Below are 15,322 nucleotides of genomic sequence, written 5' to 3' on the forward strand. Positions count from 1 at the left end.
TCCATTCCTCGCCGTGGTTGGCAAGTCTTCCGGCCCGGTTGGCCGGGAAGTCTGTTGTGGCCGTGGGACTCTCACCATTCGTCCTCGTCGTCCCACAGGTCTTCTTCTGGTTCGTCGCGTTCCTGGGAGACCGGCGCCGGGGCCGCCAGGCCCGGTCGGGAGCTGCCACCGCCGGAGGCACCCTGGCCCATGGCGCCCGCGCCCACCGGGGCAGCGCCACCGGTCGCCGACTCGCCGGCGGCTGCCGCCGGCATCATCGCGGGGCCGACGGGCTTGTCGATCAGGCCGGTCATCAGCGGAGTGCGGGCCAATGTGCCGCCCGCACCCGGCAGCGCCTCGCCGCGCAGCAGTCCTGCGCCCACGCTCGCACCGGAACCGCCCGCCAGCGGGTGGTTGGACAGCGGGCTGGCGCCGACCAGGCCGAGTTGAGCCTCGTCCTCGCCGAGTCCGGCGCTGGGGCCACCCGAGCTGCCGCCCATCTGGCTGAACATCGAGGTCATCTGCTGCGCCGGCTGGGCGAGTTGCTGCATAGGGCCGCTGAGTTCGGCGACCTGCCCTGCCGTCGCCTGCAGCTGGCTCGACGTGAGGCTGCTCGGCATCGCCAGCATCTGGGTCGACGACATGCCCTGGCTCATCCCCGGATCGAGGATGGACGCCATCGGCTCGATCTTGTCGAACATCGTGTTGGCCAGCGTCTCGGCCTGGTAGATGTCCATCGCGACGGCGGCCTGTGTCCACATGCGGACGAAGTAGTCGATCTCGTTCATCGCGATCGGGATCGTGTTGATGCCGAAAAAGTTGGTGGCCGTCAGCACCGCGGTGGTGACGTGGTTCATCGCGATCTCGGGCAGCGACGGCGTGGTCGCCATGGCCTGGGTGTAGGCGGCGGCTTGCGCCGCGGCCTGCAGGCCCCGGGTCTTGGCCTGGGTCGAGGTCGTCTGCAGCCAGGTCACCATCGGCAGGGCGTTGGAGATCGCCTTGTCGCTGCTGCCACCGGTCCAGGCTTCGCCCAGCGAATTCAGGCGTGCGGTCAGCTCGACCGCCTGGGCGTCCAGAGCCGCCGCGAGCGCCTGCCAACCCATGGCAGCGGCCAGCATGGGAGCGGGACCAGCTCCGGCCATCAGCCGCGCGGTATTCAGCTCCGGTGGCATGGCGTGCCAAAACATGATCAACTCCCCTCTGGTTCCTGTTCGGTGTTTACTCCGGGACGGGAAACGCCGAAATTCCATTTGTTCTGTTATGCCCGATGCATTTGTCTTCCGGGCCTAAACTTCGCCGTTTATAGCCGGGATAAAGCCGGTGGCTAGCGTCCCCCTGGGGCTTGATTCCTCAGCTCCCGAACTGGCTCCCGAACTTGCGTTGAAATAATCCTAACCGGGGGTTGGGGGTGGTCCGTGCACTTATTCTGGGAGCTCGTCAGGGGGCTCGATGTACGGCGCCTGGATGACCTCCTTCCCATCGGGGGACACGAGAAATGCCTGGCCAGGGGGCCGGCGCTTTACCTTGAACTCACTGGACGGGAACTCCTGCTTCTCTCCGGAGAGGAACAGCGTCGGTGCGCCGGACCCGAAGGCGGCGCCGACGAACTTGTCCATCGTCGCCTTGTACGCCTGGCTCATCTGACAGGTGACAATGATGTGCAATCCGATATCCGCCGCGGCCGGCAATAGCGGCGCAAGTGCCGCCATTGGTGGCATGCCGCTCGCGGCGCCGACAATCATGTGCCAGTCGTCGACCAGAAGCACGACGTCAAATCCGCTCCACCACGAACGCGAGCGCAATTGTGCGGTCGTCAGATCAGGGGGCGGCAGCCGCTTTTTCAGATTGACGGCCAGCGCCTGCACGGCCTCGTCCAGGCTCTGACTGTTGCGGTTGATCGCACCGGCCTGCAGCAGGTGGCTTTGCGGGACGGCGTCCAGCAAGCCGGAGCGGTAGTCGGCCAGCATGAACCGCACCTGGTCGGGACTGTTGCGGGCGCAGATGGCGCGCGCGACGGCGTGCGCGATGGTGGTCTTGCCGGATTTGGCCGCCCCGAAGATCAGCAGGTGCGGGTTGGAGTGCATGTGGGCGTGGGCCGGCGTCAGATCCGTCTCGCGCAGCCCGATCGGGATCTCCCAGCGCGTGCGGTAGTCCGCGTCGGGGCCGGGCGGGTTCGGGTCGAGTTCGTACAGATGAATGCGCTCGGGCAGCACCCGCACCGGCGGAGCCTTCTCCGTGGTCTGAGATGCGATGTGGTTGACCCCGGCCGTGATCGCTTCCACCAGATTGTCGGTGCTGTGCACGCCGTCGAACCTTGGCACGCCGATCATCAGGTGGTGCTTCTCCATCGAGACCGCCCGGCCGGGACGGTTCGCCGGGATCTCCCGGGTGATCCGGTCGATCTGGGTTTCGTTCACGTCGCCGAGTCGGAACTCGATCTTGGTGCCCAGATAGTCCCTGATGCGTGACTTCAGTTCCGTCCATCGCGGCGTGGCGATGATGACGTGCACTCCGAAGGCCAGACCCTGGGCGGCGAGGTCCTGCACCGCGCCCTCGAGGTCACTGAACTCGCTGACGAAGCCGGGCCACCCGTCGATGATCAGGAAGACGTCGCCATAGGGATCGGCCGCCACGGGTTGGTTGGGATCGTCGCGCAGCTGGCGGTACATCGCCATCGAGCCCACCCGGTGCTCTTTGAACATCTGCTCGCGCTGCCGCATCACCGTCTGCATTTCGGCGACTACCCGCTGGACCTTGTCGGGCTCGGAGCGGTTGGCGATGCCGCCGACGTGCGGCAGGTTCTCCAGATAGATCAGGCCGCCGCCGCCGAGGTCGATGCAGTAAAACTGCACGTTGCGCGGCGAGTGGGTGGCCGCCGCCGACATGATCAGTGTCTGCAGCAGCGTCGACTTCCCGGTCTGGGGGGCACCGCCGATGGCGATGTTGCCGCCCGCTCCGGATACGTCGACGCCCCACACGTCCTGGAGGTGCCGGCGCGGCTCGTCCATGATTCCGAGCGGAAACCGCAGTGGCTGGCGCCGGTCGCGCGCGACGAGCTCGTTGAGCGGCGTCGGGTCGGATAGCGGGGGTAGCCACATCTTGTAGGCCCGCGATTCGCCGGTGCCCAGCTGGTCGAGCACCACCTCACGCAGGGCGCGAACTTCAGTGTCGGTCATGTCGTCACGACCTCCTCACCGACGGGGGGCGTCACCGGCTCGATCACCGGAGCTGCGGTGAATTGATGAATCTTGACGGATTGCTTGACGGCCTGGGCGCTGCGCTTGCTGCCGTCGCCGTTGGTCTCGGCGCTGGCCGGCGGGATGTACGGGCCACCGATGTAGAAGGTGCTGAACTTGACCGGGTCCTCCATGCCGACCCGCAGGAACCCGACGCCACTTTCCTTATTGGTGATGTACTGCGCCTCGGGCGTTCCGATCACCGCCTTGGACTCGTGAGAGCTGGTGGTGCGCAGCGCGATTCGATAGGTGAGGTTGGGTTCGAGCTTGTCGATGCGGGCGCCGCCGGTTTGCAGCGACTGGGTGGCCAGCAGCAGGTGCACCCGCAGCGACCGGCCCACCCGGCAGATCCGGTCGAACAGCCCGATGAAGTCCGGGTGGCTCTGCAACAACTCGGCGAACTCGTCGACCACCACGAAAAGTGTTGGTAATGGGGCCAAGTCGGCACCACGCTCGCGGTACTTCTCGTACTCGGCGACGCCGGAGAGGGCACCGGCAGCGCCGACCTGCATGCCCGCCTGGCGCAAGATGTTCTGACGCCGGTCGAGCTCTCCGGTGAGCACCTCACCCATCCGGCTGACCAGCTCGGCCTCCTCGGCCATGTTGGTGACCACGGCCGCGGTATGCGGCAGCTTCTCCATGCCCAGGAACGTCGACCCGCCCTTGAAGTCGGTGAGCAGAAGGTTGACCTGATCCGGGTGCGTCATCGCGACCAGGGACAGGATCAGCGTGCGCAGGAACTCCGACTTGCCCGACCCCGTGGTGCCGATCAGCATGCCGTGCGGCCCGGCGCCGAACTCCGCACCCTCCTTGATGTCGAGGTACATGACGTTGCCGGTCTTGAGTTCGTGGCCGAACGGGATCCGGAGCCGGTCCCGGTCGGTGTCGGTGTACATCCGCCAGCGGCTGGGGACGATCTCCTCGACGCTCTTGGCACCGACCATCTGGTGCCACTCGGTGACGACCTTCTTCTGCACCCGCTGGGTCTTGTCCAGGATCGTGCCGGTGATCGACCAGCCGGCCAGTTTGCGGGCGACGCGGGTGGCTTCCAGCGGCGTCATGCTGTCGGCGGTCGAGGTCACGAGCCGGAACTGCTGACCGGGCAGCCGGTCTTCGGCGGACCCGTCCTCGTTGGCGCGGATGCGGTAGGCCGAACCGCGGTGGTTGCCCAGGGTGATCACCGTGACGCCCGCGCGGCCGTCGGGCGGGAATCCCGCCTTGCCCCCGGTGAGGTCGACCACGACGACGTAGGGGCCGGTGGGCAGGGTGTCGGGCGCGTGCGGTCCGCGGGCGGCCAGGTCGGCCAGACCGTCCGGCCGGGTGTAGATCATCCGCACCGGTCCCGCGGCGTCGGTCTCGGTCTGATGCTGAACGTGCGGAAGCCATTTGAGCCAGGACCACTCGGGGTCGTCCGGGTCCTCGGTGAGCACCCGGATCTGCAGCAGGTCCGGCGGATGGAAGACCGCGAGATGACAGATCATCGCCGCCAGCATCCGATCGGCGTTCGGCCGGTGCCCGCCGAGCGCGATCGTCGGAAAGGTACGCAGCTGAAGCAGTTTCGGGCAGTCATGGATGAGGCCGTGGGTGCGCAGGAACTTGACCACCCACATGTGGCTGACCGGTTCCAGGTACGGCTGCGGTGCCGCGGTCGAAGCCGCCAGTTCGCCACCGACGGCGGGTTTGAGCAATCGGTCGACGGCCGGCTGATCGCCGATCCCGATGCGGGTGGCCGCGTAGAAGTCGCTGTTGGCCGGACGCGACCACTGCCGCTGCGTGCCGACGATCGACAGCAGATCGTCCGGATGCGGTGCGTGGTAACTGAAGAACGCCACCTGCGAGGTGGCCGACGATGTCACCCGCCCGCGCAACCCGGCCAGGTAGCGCAGGTACTCCTTACGGTCGGCGTTGATCTCGGGGACCTTCTTGCCGCCACCACCGGTGCCGCCGGCCATACCGCCGACCATCATCACGACCATCATCAGCGGCATCATCAGCATGTAGGGCGACAGCTGCTTGGTGCCGCCGGCGAGCATGATCGCGATCATGCCGACCATCGCACCGCCCATCACATAGGGCAGTGCTTTCTGCACGCCCGACGGCGGGATGTCGATGCCGAGGTCATCGGGTGGCGTCAGGCTGATCTCGCCCGGGGTGAGCCGAGGACCGCGCGTGATCGTCGGGGTGAACTTCTTGGTCGTCATGATCTTTCCGCCATCACTGGGGTGCCCCCGGGGTGCCGCCCGGAACTTTCCGGGGAGTCGGATCCGCGGGCAACGTCTCGTGCTCGAGCATCGCCGCCTCCTTCGAGAGCACCGGCCCGTCCACGAGCAGCCGGATGATCTCCCAGGGCGCGGTTTTCGGTGAACCCAGACCGAGGGCCTTGGCCGCCTCGGCATTCGGTACCCCGTAGCGCACGCCCTCGGGGTCGATGTAGTACATCGACTCGCCATACCGCGGATCCGGGGACTGCAGCTGCACGAACTTGCCGCCGTCGATGTAGATCGTTGCGGTGCCCTGAATCTGCTTGATTCCGTTGCTCATCTGTGTCGCCGGGATCGGAAGATGCCGCCCGGACAACACGGTGGTCTTGGGTGCCTGGTCACCGGCCGCGCGATCCCAGCTCCAGCACAGTGTGGGTTCGTCCGGCCGGGCCAGGATCTTCAACTGATCGTTCGGAAGCGGCGAGGGGTACACCCGTTCCGGTATCCGCACCACCACGCTCGGTACTACCGCCGGCGGCGCGACCAGACCGTGAGATTGGGTGGCGCGCAGCGCCGCCGCGGTGGTCGAGTTCACCATGGCGATCCCGTCGGGCAACACCACGTAATACTGCGGACCCTTCTCGGTGTGGATCTGGAACACCGAGCCGATCACCAGATCGTCGGACAAACCGAGGTTGTTGGGCGCGCCGGCGAACGGTATCGGTGGCAGCTGCCAGTTCCCTTGGCTGGGCAGTGCGTTGAACATGCCCTCGGAGATGGGCACCGGCTTGGCGGTGACGGGAATACCCATCGCCGAGGTGAGCGCGCGATCGGTGAGATCGATTGAGTGGCGGCCCTTTTCGGTGACTATCCAGTCCTGGCCCTGATAGGTCGCCAGCATCGCCTCATTCGAATCGACCGGGTCGATCGAGGAGTCGATCTGCAGCGGCATGGCGATCACCGAGGTCTGTATCGCCGGCGATGCGGTGTCGGCCCGGGAGACGGTGTCGCACAACGTCCAGACCGAGGTACTGCCACCGGACACCGGAGTCGCGTAGGGCGCACCGGGAATGCCGAGAGTCTGGCCCAGCGGCAGCTTGCTCAGCTCGGAGGACTTGACGGTCGCCGGGCTCGACGGGCTGCCCAGCACCAGCCGTGCGGATGTCAGGTTGTAGACGGGGTGCAGTTGCCCGGAGATGATGACGTAGAGCTCGTTGGTCGCGCGATCGGTCAGCAGGGTGGTGCCACCGAGTTTGCCTTGCGGCTTGAAGAACGCGAGCAACCCCGCACCGGCCAGGATGATCACGGCGATGACCACACCGAGCCACACCGAGCGGCTGTAGAACTGCAGGGGATCGTCGAACATGCGGGTGTCGCGCCGCACGATGGCATGTTCGACTCGGCGAAGCAGGAAGCGCCAGCCGCTAACCTGAACCTTGGTGGTCAGGCGAAGCCCCATGTGTCACTCTCTCATGTTGAGGTGTGCATGGACCGCGGCGATCGCCTCGGCCATGTCCGTGCCGTTGATCTCCTGTAGACGGTCCACGTCGAGAGCCTCGATGTCGAGACCCTGAGCCAAACGCATATCGCGGCACTGCTCGGCGGCCTCCACCAATTGCCGCGCGTAGCGGCCGTTTCCGGCGATGTCGAGGGCCGGCCGGCCGCGCAGCGTCCGGTCGTGCAGCACCTTGGCGGCTTCCAGCACCTCGTCGGCGGCCTGCGGGCTCAGCGTCGAATCATTGGCAGCCGCAATGACTTTAGCGATTTCGAGGATTTCCTCGGGGCTGTAGGTGTCGAACTCGATGCGGGTGGCGAAGCGCGAACGCAGGCCCTCGTTGGTCTCCAGCAGCCGGTCGATGTCGTTGCTGTAGCCGGCGATGATCACCACCAGCCGGTCGCGGTCGTTCTCCATCCGGGCCAGCAGCGTGTCCATCGCCTCCTGGCCGAACGGGTCGGTGCGGCCGTCCCGCTCCTGCACCAGCGCGTACGCCTCGTCGATGAACAGCACTCCCCCGAGGGCCTGGTCGATGGTCTTGGCGGTCTTGACCGCCGACTGACCCTCGTACTCGGCGACGAAATCCTTCCGCGAGGTCTCGACCAGTTTCGGCTCGGAGATGACGCCGAGCCCGGCCAGGATGTTGGCCACCACGCGGGCGATTGTGGTCTTGCCGGTCCCGGGCGGCCCGGTGAAGATCATGTGCTTGCTGGGCTGGGCGACCTTCATGCCCTTGGCGGCGCGAACGCGTGCCATCAGCGTGGCCGCCCGGTAACGCTCGATCTGCGTCTTGACCCGGCTGAGCCCGATCTGGCGCTCCAGTTCGGCTTGAGCCTCCTCGAGCAACCGGTCGCGCGCGGAGTTGTCGGTCACCACGCTGCCCGGATCCCACGGGTCCGACCGGGAGGCGATCTGCTCGGCCGTCGTCGTCTTCAGCCGGTACGACGGATCCTTGAGTGCAGCAGACACTTTCGGTTCCGGGTGGGTGGTCTGCAACCACTCCAGCAGCGCGACGGCGGCATCCTCGTTGCCCTGGCTGCGCCGCGCCATCGCCAGGAACCAGGCGATCGCCCGGGCGCACGCTTCACCGGCCGGTGAGTCGTTGGCTTCGGTGAGCCGGCGTTCCGCTTCGGTGAACAGGCCGAGGTTGGCGGCGGCGACGCCGTGCGCAACGCCGGCGGCACCGGTGAGGAACTTGTCCGGCCACTTCGAGGCCCCCTTGACCTCATCGATCACGTCGGTCCAGCGCTCGGCGGCGCCGTAGATCACCGCCCGCATCCACGACACCAGATGCTCTGAGCCCGACACCGCACTCGCGTCGATCGCTTCCAGCGCGTCGGAGTAATTGCCCTGAGCCGCTTCCGATGACGCGAAGCCCATGGTCACCGCCAGGGGCGAGGTGATCGGGTAAGTAATGTCGCCGTAGATTCCGCCGATGGGAACCCGCGCGTTGAGCGTGCTCATCGATATCTGGGCGGCGCCGGAGAGTTGTCCGAAATTGCGCCGTGAATACCAGGCGCGGAAGAGTGTCACCCGGTCGGTGTCGCCACAGCGGATCCGGCCGACCCAGGCGTCGCACGCCGCTTCGTCGTAATTCGTGATCTCGGTGAACAGGTCGAGCGACCGTGCCTCGGACAACGGCAGCATGCCGACGGCACTGTCGAACAGACCGGCCAGGCGATCAGTCATTTATCACCGTTGTAGCGGGCGGTGTAGTCCACTTCGTACCGGGTGGCGAACACCTCGGCCTCCCGTGCCGCCGCCTCTTCCGGGGTGGGCAGGTGCAGCGTGCTTTCGACGAACTCGTGCAGCAGCGCACTCTGCTGGTTGTTGTCGCCGGTGATCTCGCTCATGGTCTCGACCATCAGGGTGTGCTGAGCGGCCCGCGCCTTCTGCCGGGCCAGGTCGGCGATGATGAAAATCTCCTCGGCGAGCGCAGTTTCGGACATGCTGGAAGCCTTGTCGGTCACGGTGATGTTCTGCACCCGGCCGTCCATGAGCGCGGTTACCGACACCGACCCCTGCGGGTTGGTCACGGTGAACAGCGCCAGTTCTTCGTCTTCGTCCTGCTCCGTCAGTCCGTCGAGCGCGTCGAGCCCCGTTCCGGCGTCATCCGATTGGGCCGGGGGCGCATAGTCACCCAGCGCATCAAGAGCCGACTCCTCGACGTCGGTGCCGCCGCCGGAGAAATCCAGCGCAGCGAGATCGTCGCTGTCATAGTCGTTCCCGGGCAGTTCCACTGTCGGGTCCCTTTCTCGTTTCGGAAGTCTGTCGGTCGTTTTCGGAAGTCGGACGCCGTCAGGCCGAGGCCTGGGCGTGATCGAGCCAGGAGCCGGCGGGCAGCAGCTCCAGCAAGGCGTCGAGAGCGCGCTGCAGATTCTGTTGCGTACCCGGAAGGAAGCTGCCGTACAGCTCGCCGCCGACCCGACGCGGCAGCGAGACCAGCCGACCGTGCTTGGAGTCCAGAACGCCTGCGGCGGCCGAGGTGTGCGTGGTGGTCCCGCCGGGATGGCGCTGGGTCGCAATGATCTCCACCCAGCCCGTCGGGTCGCTGACGATCTCGGTGTAGATGCGCGCCTGGGTGGGCGAGACCCCGTGCCGGGCGAGCTGCGCGGCCGTCGTGCATTCGGCCAATTCGCTCGCGACACCGGTGAGCGGTTCGACGCCGGCCGGTTCGGCCGAACCCAGCACGGTGGTCACCATTCCGGCCAGCCCGATCTGCGGCGCCACCAGTTGCAGCACCAGCATGTCGTCGTCGCGTGCTGCGACCACATGCGTATCGTCCTTGCGGCACACCACAAATCGCACCATCAGGCCACCGGCGTCGCCGCCCCTGTCACGGCGCCACCACCGGCATTCCAAGGTCCGGTCCGCCCGGCTGATCGTCTCGACCATCTTCGCGACCCCGGGGTGCGGTTGCCCGTTGTGGTCGAGAACGCCCTGTGCGGTGAGGTCGCGCTGAACCTGTTCCCACACGATGTCGCGCAGGTCCTCCTGCGGAATGTTGGGGCGGATCCCAAGGGCGACCGGGAAATCCACCAGGTGCAACCGGTCGGCGATCACCAGCATGCCGTCGATGGTGACCTCGACGCCTACGACGTCGTCGGCCGGGCCCGCGAAGCCCGCGCGACCGGAAGCCAGCGGACCGGACACGATCAGCCGAAGATCTTGTCGATGATGCCGCCAAGCCCCTGGTCGGAGTTGAGGTATGCAGTTGCGGCCTGGACGAGGTTGGTTGCCAGGCCGTTGCTCACTCCTTGCACACCCTTGCCGGTGTTGCTGCGGCCGGTCTCCACGTCGCGGAGCGCATTGTTGAATTTGGACGTGAACGAGCCATGGGTCATCGAGACCTTGCCGCTGATCCCGTTGACGGTATTGGTCGCGGTTCCGAACTGGCCGGCTATCTCGGTTTGCATGCCTGACAGCACCTTCAGGAATGAAGGAACGACTTCCAGAATTCCGGACATGGGGTAGACCCTCCTCTACGCTTAACTTTTTACTCGCTATGGCTTTGGCTTGCTATGGGTTTGGCCGTTTAGTGGCCGACTGTTTGCAATTACAGGACGGTGCCCTGCTGGCCCTGTTGGCCACCGGCTCCCGCCTGGACCGGTGCGCGCTCGCCATCGGATCCGGCTGCCGCACCGTCATCGTCCTTCTGACCGCCCTGTTGGACCTGCGACGAGATCATCTGGGCCTGTTGGCCGGCCATGCTGCCCATTTGTCCTGGTCCGCCCCCGACCGCCATGAGCTGCTGCAATTGGCCCATCGTCGAGGTGATCTGGCCGACGCCGGGCAGCTGCGCGAAGTTGAGCAGGTTGCTGAAGCTCAGTGCCGGCACGCCGGCGAACCCACCCAAAAAGTCCGGCAGAGCGGCCAATTCGGTCCAGGTGGGTAGCTTGCCCAGGTTGCCGACACCGGGGAACAGATCGCCGAGACTGGGGAGTCCGGGGAACAGGTTCGGGACGCTGGGCATCCCGGGCAGCGTGGGGAAGCCGGGTATCAGGCCGCCGCCCCCGCCGAACCCGGGGATGCTGGGGAAGCCGGGAAGTCCGGGGAAGCCCGGGAGGAGGCCGCCGCCGAAGTCGGGGAACGAAGGAAGGATCCCGCCGAAGTCCGGCAGCCCGGGGATCGACGGCCACTGGAAGTCGGGGAGGCCGGGGATCGGCAGGTTGAAGTCCGGCAGGCCCGGGGTCGGGGGCCAGGTGAATTCGGGCAGGCCCGGAATGCTGGGGAAGCCGGGGATCGGGATGTCGGGCAGCTTCGGCGGCCAGATGGTGTCGATGATGCCGTCGATGATCCCGGGGATCAGGCCCGCGAGAGCCGGCAGGTTTGTGAGGATGTCGAGCAGGCGTCCGCCCAATCCGATCATGCTGGCCGCGTTCATCGCGGTCATGATCGTCAGGTACAGCAGCGCGCCGCCGGTGACGGCCATCGCGAGCGCGCAGCAGGGGATGGCGATGGCCACCGAGAGGGCGTCGCCGATCAGCCACACCTTCTCCAGCTTCTTGCAGGCCTTGTAGCAGCCGTCGACCATGTTCTTCATCGCGCGCAACACGTCGCGGGTGTCCGACACGTGCTCGGCCTGGTTGGAGATCAGGTTGCCGGTCAGGTCGTCGATGTCGCCCATCAACTTCGCGCGCAGTTGCTGCGCGGCATTCTGATTCAAATAGGCGTCCGCTGCCTGGCCGATCCAGTTGGTGCCCGGAATTGCGAGGCCGATCTTGTCGGCGACACCTTTGAACAATGAGGAGCCGGCATTGAAAATGTCGCCTGGGTCGGGAATGCCTTCACCCAGCAAAAACAACTGGGCGTAGATGAAGTTGCTGGTGGTCTTGCACATCGCGCTACCCGACATTTGAGTGGTTCCTTACGTTGGCTTGTTGGTGTGCACGGTCATTTCTTTATGCACCTTCGCACCGTATGTTGAGCTTAGCAGCGCTCTGACAGGGCTCGATGCACGAATTTTCGAGTGCGCGTGGCCTTTTCGAGCGCACGGCACAGTCAACTTCACAGCGGAATTACGGGGTGGCGCGAGCCTTCCCCGGACGATCAGCCCCGGCGTGTGATTGCGCCCGGGTTCCATGTCAATTGATCTGACTTATCAGCGCTTCGATCGCTTCGGCGATTTCGGCCGGCAAGACTTCTTCGGCTTCCGCTTTGACGATCATTTCCTCGGTGACGCCGGCCGCCTGTGCAGTTTCCAGCGTGGAGAGATTGGCACGCCGGCGCGCGGCATATAACCGTTGCGCCAGCGTCGCGCCCGGGGCCGTGGCCCCCAGCGTCATCAATTTGTCGTGGTACCGCCGCACCGAGCCCATCGCCTTGATCAGTTCCGGGGTGATCCGGCTGATCCGCGTCGCCTGAACGGCGATCGCCTCGAGCTGGCGCAGGTCGGCCAGGATCGGTGCCGCCCGTTCGGTGAACTCCGGATCCTCGGGGGAGGGCAGGGCCGCGATGGCCAGACTGCAGGTGTCGACGGCGGCGGCCACGGCCTGGGCGATCAGCGACGCCGGGCCGTCGGTGGCCGAGGGAGCCTCGGTGATCGGGTCGGCGGCCGGCGCGGGAGCCGGCTGGCTGGCGACGGTGTCACCTTCGCGGATCCGGGCGATCGTGCCGGCCGGCCACTGCAGTACTTCCTCGAGCTTGGCGCGGGTCCGCTCCCGGGGCCAGCTGCGGCCCTTCTCGAAAGAGATGAGCGCGCCCGCGTTGATGATGCCGTCGGCGGCAAGGCTGCGCTGGCTGATGTCGAGTTCGCGACGGCGTGCCGCGGCGGCGGCGCCGGCCCGGATCACTCCTGGGTCGGCGTCACCGGTCTGGTCGTCCTGACGGGGCTCTTCAGGCGGATTCGTCGGCCTGACGACTTCGAACGTCAACGCCTTGCCTCCAGTGGGATCGCCGAACGGGACGTTTTTCTTGTCGCTGACGGACGGGCTCTCGCGCAGTCCGACGACGAACATACCGCTCTCGCAGTCGTCGACGCGCTCATCGGGAAAGCGCCACATTCCGTCCTTCGTCACAGCTCGCAGGTCTACCCCGGTGGCCTGCTGGTCATTGGCCGGCCACGTGGATCGCCTGCGGCGGCCCATGTCCGTGATGCTGCACCCGGGTGCGGTCGCACCGCCGCTGAATGCGGCCAGCGCAGCCGGCCCCACAGTCGATTCGGCGTTGGGCATCTGGGTGCAATCCTCGCTCGCGGTTGTCGGGGCGGGCAGCGCGGCGGGCCGTGCAGCACACCTTTCGCTGACCAACATCGTAACCGTTGCACCCTTCCATTGCTATACCTTCGCTACGCTTTCGCGCCGAGCTGCCCGGACGGGGTCTGGGCCATCAAACCGTCTTACCGCTACGGTTAACCATAGCGCCAGTGGGTGCCGCTGAGAACATTTTGTTGAAATGCTGTGAACGGAACCAGCTGATCAGCAGGCTACGCACAGCTGATTGACAGGGTATAACCCCTGGTAATCGCAGGTTCGATCAGTAAGCTCGCCTGTTCCGCTCCAAAGCCGTAGCACCGTGGCGGAAATGCTGCAGAATGAACTGTTGCACTGCGACGGTTGGTGCGCTAGCCTTCTGCAACAGAGGGGCAGAACGCGCAACGCTTTATGGAGGAATGCAAAGACATGACCGCAACAACTCTTTACGAGGTCCCGCAGTTGGGCGTGTGCACCCAAGACCCCGACCGTTGGACGACGACCCCCGACGACGAGGCCAAGACGTTGTGCCGGGCCTGCCCGCGCCGTTGGCTGTGCGCCAAAGAGGCCGTGGAATCGCCTGGCGCCGAAGGACTTTGGGCCGGTGTGGTCATCCCCGACTCCGGCCGCCCGCGCGCCTTCGCGCTGGCGCAACTGCGGTCGCTGGCCGAGCGCAACGGTTTCGCAGTGCGCGAGCGGGTGACTGCTCAGTCGGCGTGACCGCCATCCGACGACCGCATATACGGCAGATACGGCGCGAGAAATCCGGGCGATTTCTCGCGCCGTATGCGTTGCGGGCCTACGTCTGCTCCACAGGGTCGAACCGGAACACGGCCAGCCGGCCGGCCAGGGCTTCGAACTCCGCGGCAGTGCCGTTGCGTACCAGCCCGGACCGCTTCGCGAACGCCACGCCGACGGGAACCTTGGCGGGGAACTCGCGGAGGACCGGACGGGCGTCGTCTGAGTTCAGCTCCACGATCCGGACCTGTCGACGGCGGCGTCCGCGTGCCAGCGTGCCGGTGCCGGCCGCCCGGGCGTTGGCCGCCCAGTCCGCGCCGGGATACCCGGCGACCACGTAGAGAGCGCCGCGGACGTGGAACGGCGTCATCGGGGTACTGCGCGGCTGCCCCGATCGGCGGCCCGGCACGGTCAACACCATCGCGGGCCCGGTCGGTATGCCGAGCTTCTGTACGGCCTTCATCAACGCGTTCATCGGCTTGAGATACCGGGGCGGGCGCGGATCGTTCATGGGGACTCCTCTGAGCAATGACGTGCGTGCGCAACCAAGGACGGGATGGCAGGTGGAAAAGTTACGTCCCGGCACCCGTAACTTTTCTGCTCGCGAAATCGTCGAAGTCCTATGAACCCACCTGCTCTCGCCGAGGCCTGGCGCAGGCACCGTCCGTATCTGGTCAATCTCGGCTACCAGATCCTCGGCGACGTCGGTGAAGCCGAAGACGTTGTGCAAGAGGCATTTCTGCGGCTCTCTCGCACCGGTGTGGAGGAGGTGGACGATGTCCGGGGCTGGCTCACCGTCGTGACCAGCCGGCTGTGCCTCGACCAGATCCGTTCGGCGCGAGCCCGATACGAGCGGCCGCAGTCCGACGATTTGCTGCCCGCCGACGCGCGTCTCGTCGACCCGGCTGACCGGATCACCCTGGACGACGAAATTCGCAGCGCCCTGCTGGAAGTCCTGCGCAGGCTCAGTCCCGGCGAGCGGGTCGCTTTCGTGTTGCACGACGTCTTCGGCGTCCCCTTCGACGCCATCGCCGAGACCGTCGGCCGTCCGGCCGGCACCTGCCGGCAGCTGGCCCGGCGCGCTCGGGCGAAGTTCAAAGATGCGAGTGTGCATCGTTTTCCGGCCACGGATGTCACCCCGACCGAGCACCACGTCGTGACCGAGAAATTCATCACCGCCTGTGCCAACGGCGACATCGCCGGATTGACGGCCGTGCTGGATCCGACGGTATGGGGAGTGGGTACGGTGCTGGCCGACCCGATGCCGCCGCCGCAGGTCAATCACGGGCCCGCGGCGGTCGCCACCAATCTGCTGCGCTACCTGGGTGCCGGAGCGACCCTGGTCGGTGGTCCGGCCGGCCAACCGGTGCTGCTTGCCTTCGCCGAACGCCGGCTGTTCGCCGTGGTGGTGCTGACCGTCCGCGGCGGGCTGATCACCAAACTCGAGGCGACGGCCGACCCGGCGGCGCGCTGGGCCTGACT

13 protein-coding genes are annotated in these 15,322 nt (G+C 66.4%); 2 read left to right on the forward strand and 11 right to left on the reverse strand.

Annotated elements, in window-relative coordinates; all coding sequences use genetic code 11:
- Window positions 1-71: 71 nt before the first annotated feature.
- The 10 genes from QXK92_RS26070 to QXK92_RS26115 all read right to left on the reverse strand — a co-directional run bounded on the left by QXK92_RS26070 (window position 72) and on the right by QXK92_RS26115 (window position 13,084).
- Window positions 72-1,166 carry a PPE family protein gene (locus QXK92_RS26070; RefSeq protein ID WP_306246607.1) on the reverse strand — a complete coding sequence of 365 codons (1,095 nt, stop codon included), beginning with the start codon at window positions 1,164-1,166 and terminating at the stop codon, window positions 72-74.
- A gap of 234 nt (window positions 1,167-1,400) precedes the next feature.
- Entirely contained in the window at window positions 1,401-3,155 is a 1,755-nt protein-coding gene (gene eccCb / locus QXK92_RS26075) for a type VII secretion protein EccCb (RefSeq protein WP_306246609.1), read from the reverse strand.
- On the reverse strand, window positions 3,152-5,416 hold the full coding sequence (gene eccCa, locus QXK92_RS26080) for a type VII secretion protein EccCa (RefSeq protein WP_306246610.1): 2,265 nt from the start codon (window positions 5,414-5,416) through the stop codon (window positions 3,152-3,154). The genes eccCb and eccCa overlap by 4 nt, the downstream gene beginning before the upstream one ends.
- Window positions 5,417-5,429: 13 nt before the next feature.
- Complete coding sequence (gene eccB / locus QXK92_RS26085; RefSeq protein ID WP_306246612.1) at window positions 5,430-6,875, reverse strand: type VII secretion protein EccB; 1,446 nt, start codon at window positions 6,873-6,875, stop codon at window positions 5,430-5,432.
- A gap of 3 nt (window positions 6,876-6,878) precedes the next feature.
- Window positions 6,879-8,600 carry a type VII secretion AAA-ATPase EccA gene (gene eccA, locus QXK92_RS26090; RefSeq protein WP_306246614.1) on the reverse strand — a complete coding sequence of 574 codons (1,722 nt, stop codon included), beginning with the start codon at window positions 8,598-8,600 and terminating at the stop codon, window positions 6,879-6,881.
- The gene (locus QXK92_RS26095) at window positions 8,597-9,151 is read right to left on the reverse strand and encodes a DUF2694 domain-containing protein (protein WP_306246616.1); all 555 of its coding nucleotides are present in this window, start codon (window positions 9,149-9,151) and stop codon (window positions 8,597-8,599) included. The genes eccA and QXK92_RS26095 overlap by 4 nt, the downstream gene beginning before the upstream one ends.
- Window positions 9,152-9,209: 58 nt before the next feature.
- The gene (locus QXK92_RS26100) at window positions 9,210-10,064 is read right to left on the reverse strand and encodes an ESX secretion-associated protein EspG (protein WP_306246618.1); all 855 of its coding nucleotides are present in this window, start codon (window positions 10,062-10,064) and stop codon (window positions 9,210-9,212) included.
- Between the two features lie 2 nt (window positions 10,065-10,066).
- Window positions 10,067-10,378 (reverse strand): ESX-1 secretion-associated protein, encoded by a 312-nt coding sequence (locus QXK92_RS26105; RefSeq protein WP_306246620.1) that lies wholly within the window; start codon window positions 10,376-10,378, stop codon window positions 10,067-10,069.
- An 89-nt stretch (window positions 10,379-10,467) separates the two neighbouring features.
- Window positions 10,468-11,766 carry an EspA/EspE family type VII secretion system effector gene (locus tag QXK92_RS26110; protein ID WP_306246622.1) on the reverse strand — a complete coding sequence of 433 codons (1,299 nt, stop codon included), beginning with the start codon at window positions 11,764-11,766 and terminating at the stop codon, window positions 10,468-10,470.
- 229 nt (window positions 11,767-11,995) lie between these two features.
- The gene (locus QXK92_RS26115; RefSeq protein WP_306246625.1) at window positions 11,996-13,084 is read right to left on the reverse strand and encodes an FHA domain-containing protein; all 1,089 of its coding nucleotides are present in this window, start codon (window positions 13,082-13,084) and stop codon (window positions 11,996-11,998) included.
- A gap of 447 nt (window positions 13,085-13,531) precedes the next feature.
- On the opposite strand from QXK92_RS26115, the gene QXK92_RS26120 reads away from it, so the two are divergent.
- Complete coding sequence (locus QXK92_RS26120; protein ID WP_306246627.1) at window positions 13,532-13,822, forward strand: WhiB family transcriptional regulator; 291 nt, start codon at window positions 13,532-13,534, stop codon at window positions 13,820-13,822.
- A gap of 79 nt (window positions 13,823-13,901) precedes the next feature.
- Here QXK92_RS26120 and QXK92_RS26125 read toward each other — a convergent pair whose 3' ends face one another.
- A complete protein-coding gene (locus QXK92_RS26125) occupies window positions 13,902-14,351 on the reverse strand; it encodes a nitroreductase family deazaflavin-dependent oxidoreductase (RefSeq protein ID WP_306246629.1) in 450 nt (149 codons plus the stop codon).
- A gap of 111 nt (window positions 14,352-14,462) precedes the next feature.
- On the opposite strand from QXK92_RS26125, the gene sigI reads away from it, so the two are divergent.
- Complete coding sequence (sigI, locus tag QXK92_RS26130; RefSeq protein WP_306246631.1) at window positions 14,463-15,320, forward strand: RNA polymerase sigma factor SigI; 858 nt, start codon at window positions 14,463-14,465, stop codon at window positions 15,318-15,320.
- Window positions 15,321-15,322: the final 2 nt, after the last annotated feature.

It is taken from the genome of Mycobacterium sp. TY815 (assembly GCF_030755135.1).
In the GTDB taxonomy this organism is placed as follows: domain Bacteria; phylum Actinomycetota; class Actinomycetes; order Mycobacteriales; family Mycobacteriaceae; genus Mycobacterium.

What these genes read in the sequence shown, in the direction of transcription:
- QXK92_RS26105 (WP_306246620.1), bottom strand. Translation starts at nt 10,378, where the DNA reads ATGTCCGGAATTCTGGAAGTCGTTCCTTCATTCCTGAAGGTGCTGTCA.
- eccCb (WP_306246609.1), bottom strand. Translation starts at nt 3,155, where the DNA reads ATGACCGACACTGAAGTTCGCGCCCTGCGTGAGGTGGTGCTCGACCAG.
- eccA (WP_306246614.1), bottom strand. Translation starts at nt 8,600, where the DNA reads ATGACTGATCGCCTGGCCGGTCTGTTCGACAGTGCCGTCGGCATGCTG.
- QXK92_RS26110 (WP_306246622.1), bottom strand. Translation starts at nt 11,766, where the DNA reads ATGTCGGGTAGCGCGATGTGCAAGACCACCAGCAACTTCATCTACGCC.
- eccB (WP_306246612.1), bottom strand. Translation starts at nt 6,875, where the DNA reads ATGGGGCTTCGCCTGACCACCAAGGTTCAGGTTAGCGGCTGGCGCTTC.
- eccCa (WP_306246610.1), bottom strand. Translation starts at nt 5,416, where the DNA reads ATGACGACCAAGAAGTTCACCCCGACGATCACGCGCGGTCCTCGGCTC.
- sigI (WP_306246631.1), top strand. Translation starts at nt 14,463, where the DNA reads ATGAACCCACCTGCTCTCGCCGAGGCCTGGCGCAGGCACCGTCCGTAT.
- QXK92_RS26115 (WP_306246625.1), bottom strand. Translation starts at nt 13,084, where the DNA reads ATGCCCAACGCCGAATCGACTGTGGGGCCGGCTGCGCTGGCCGCATTC.
- QXK92_RS26125 (WP_306246629.1), bottom strand. Translation starts at nt 14,351, where the DNA reads ATGAACGATCCGCGCCCGCCCCGGTATCTCAAGCCGATGAACGCGTTG.
- QXK92_RS26120 (WP_306246627.1), top strand. Translation starts at nt 13,532, where the DNA reads ATGACCGCAACAACTCTTTACGAGGTCCCGCAGTTGGGCGTGTGCACC.
- QXK92_RS26070 (WP_306246607.1), bottom strand. Translation starts at nt 1,166, where the DNA reads ATGTTTTGGCACGCCATGCCACCGGAGCTGAATACCGCGCGGCTGATG.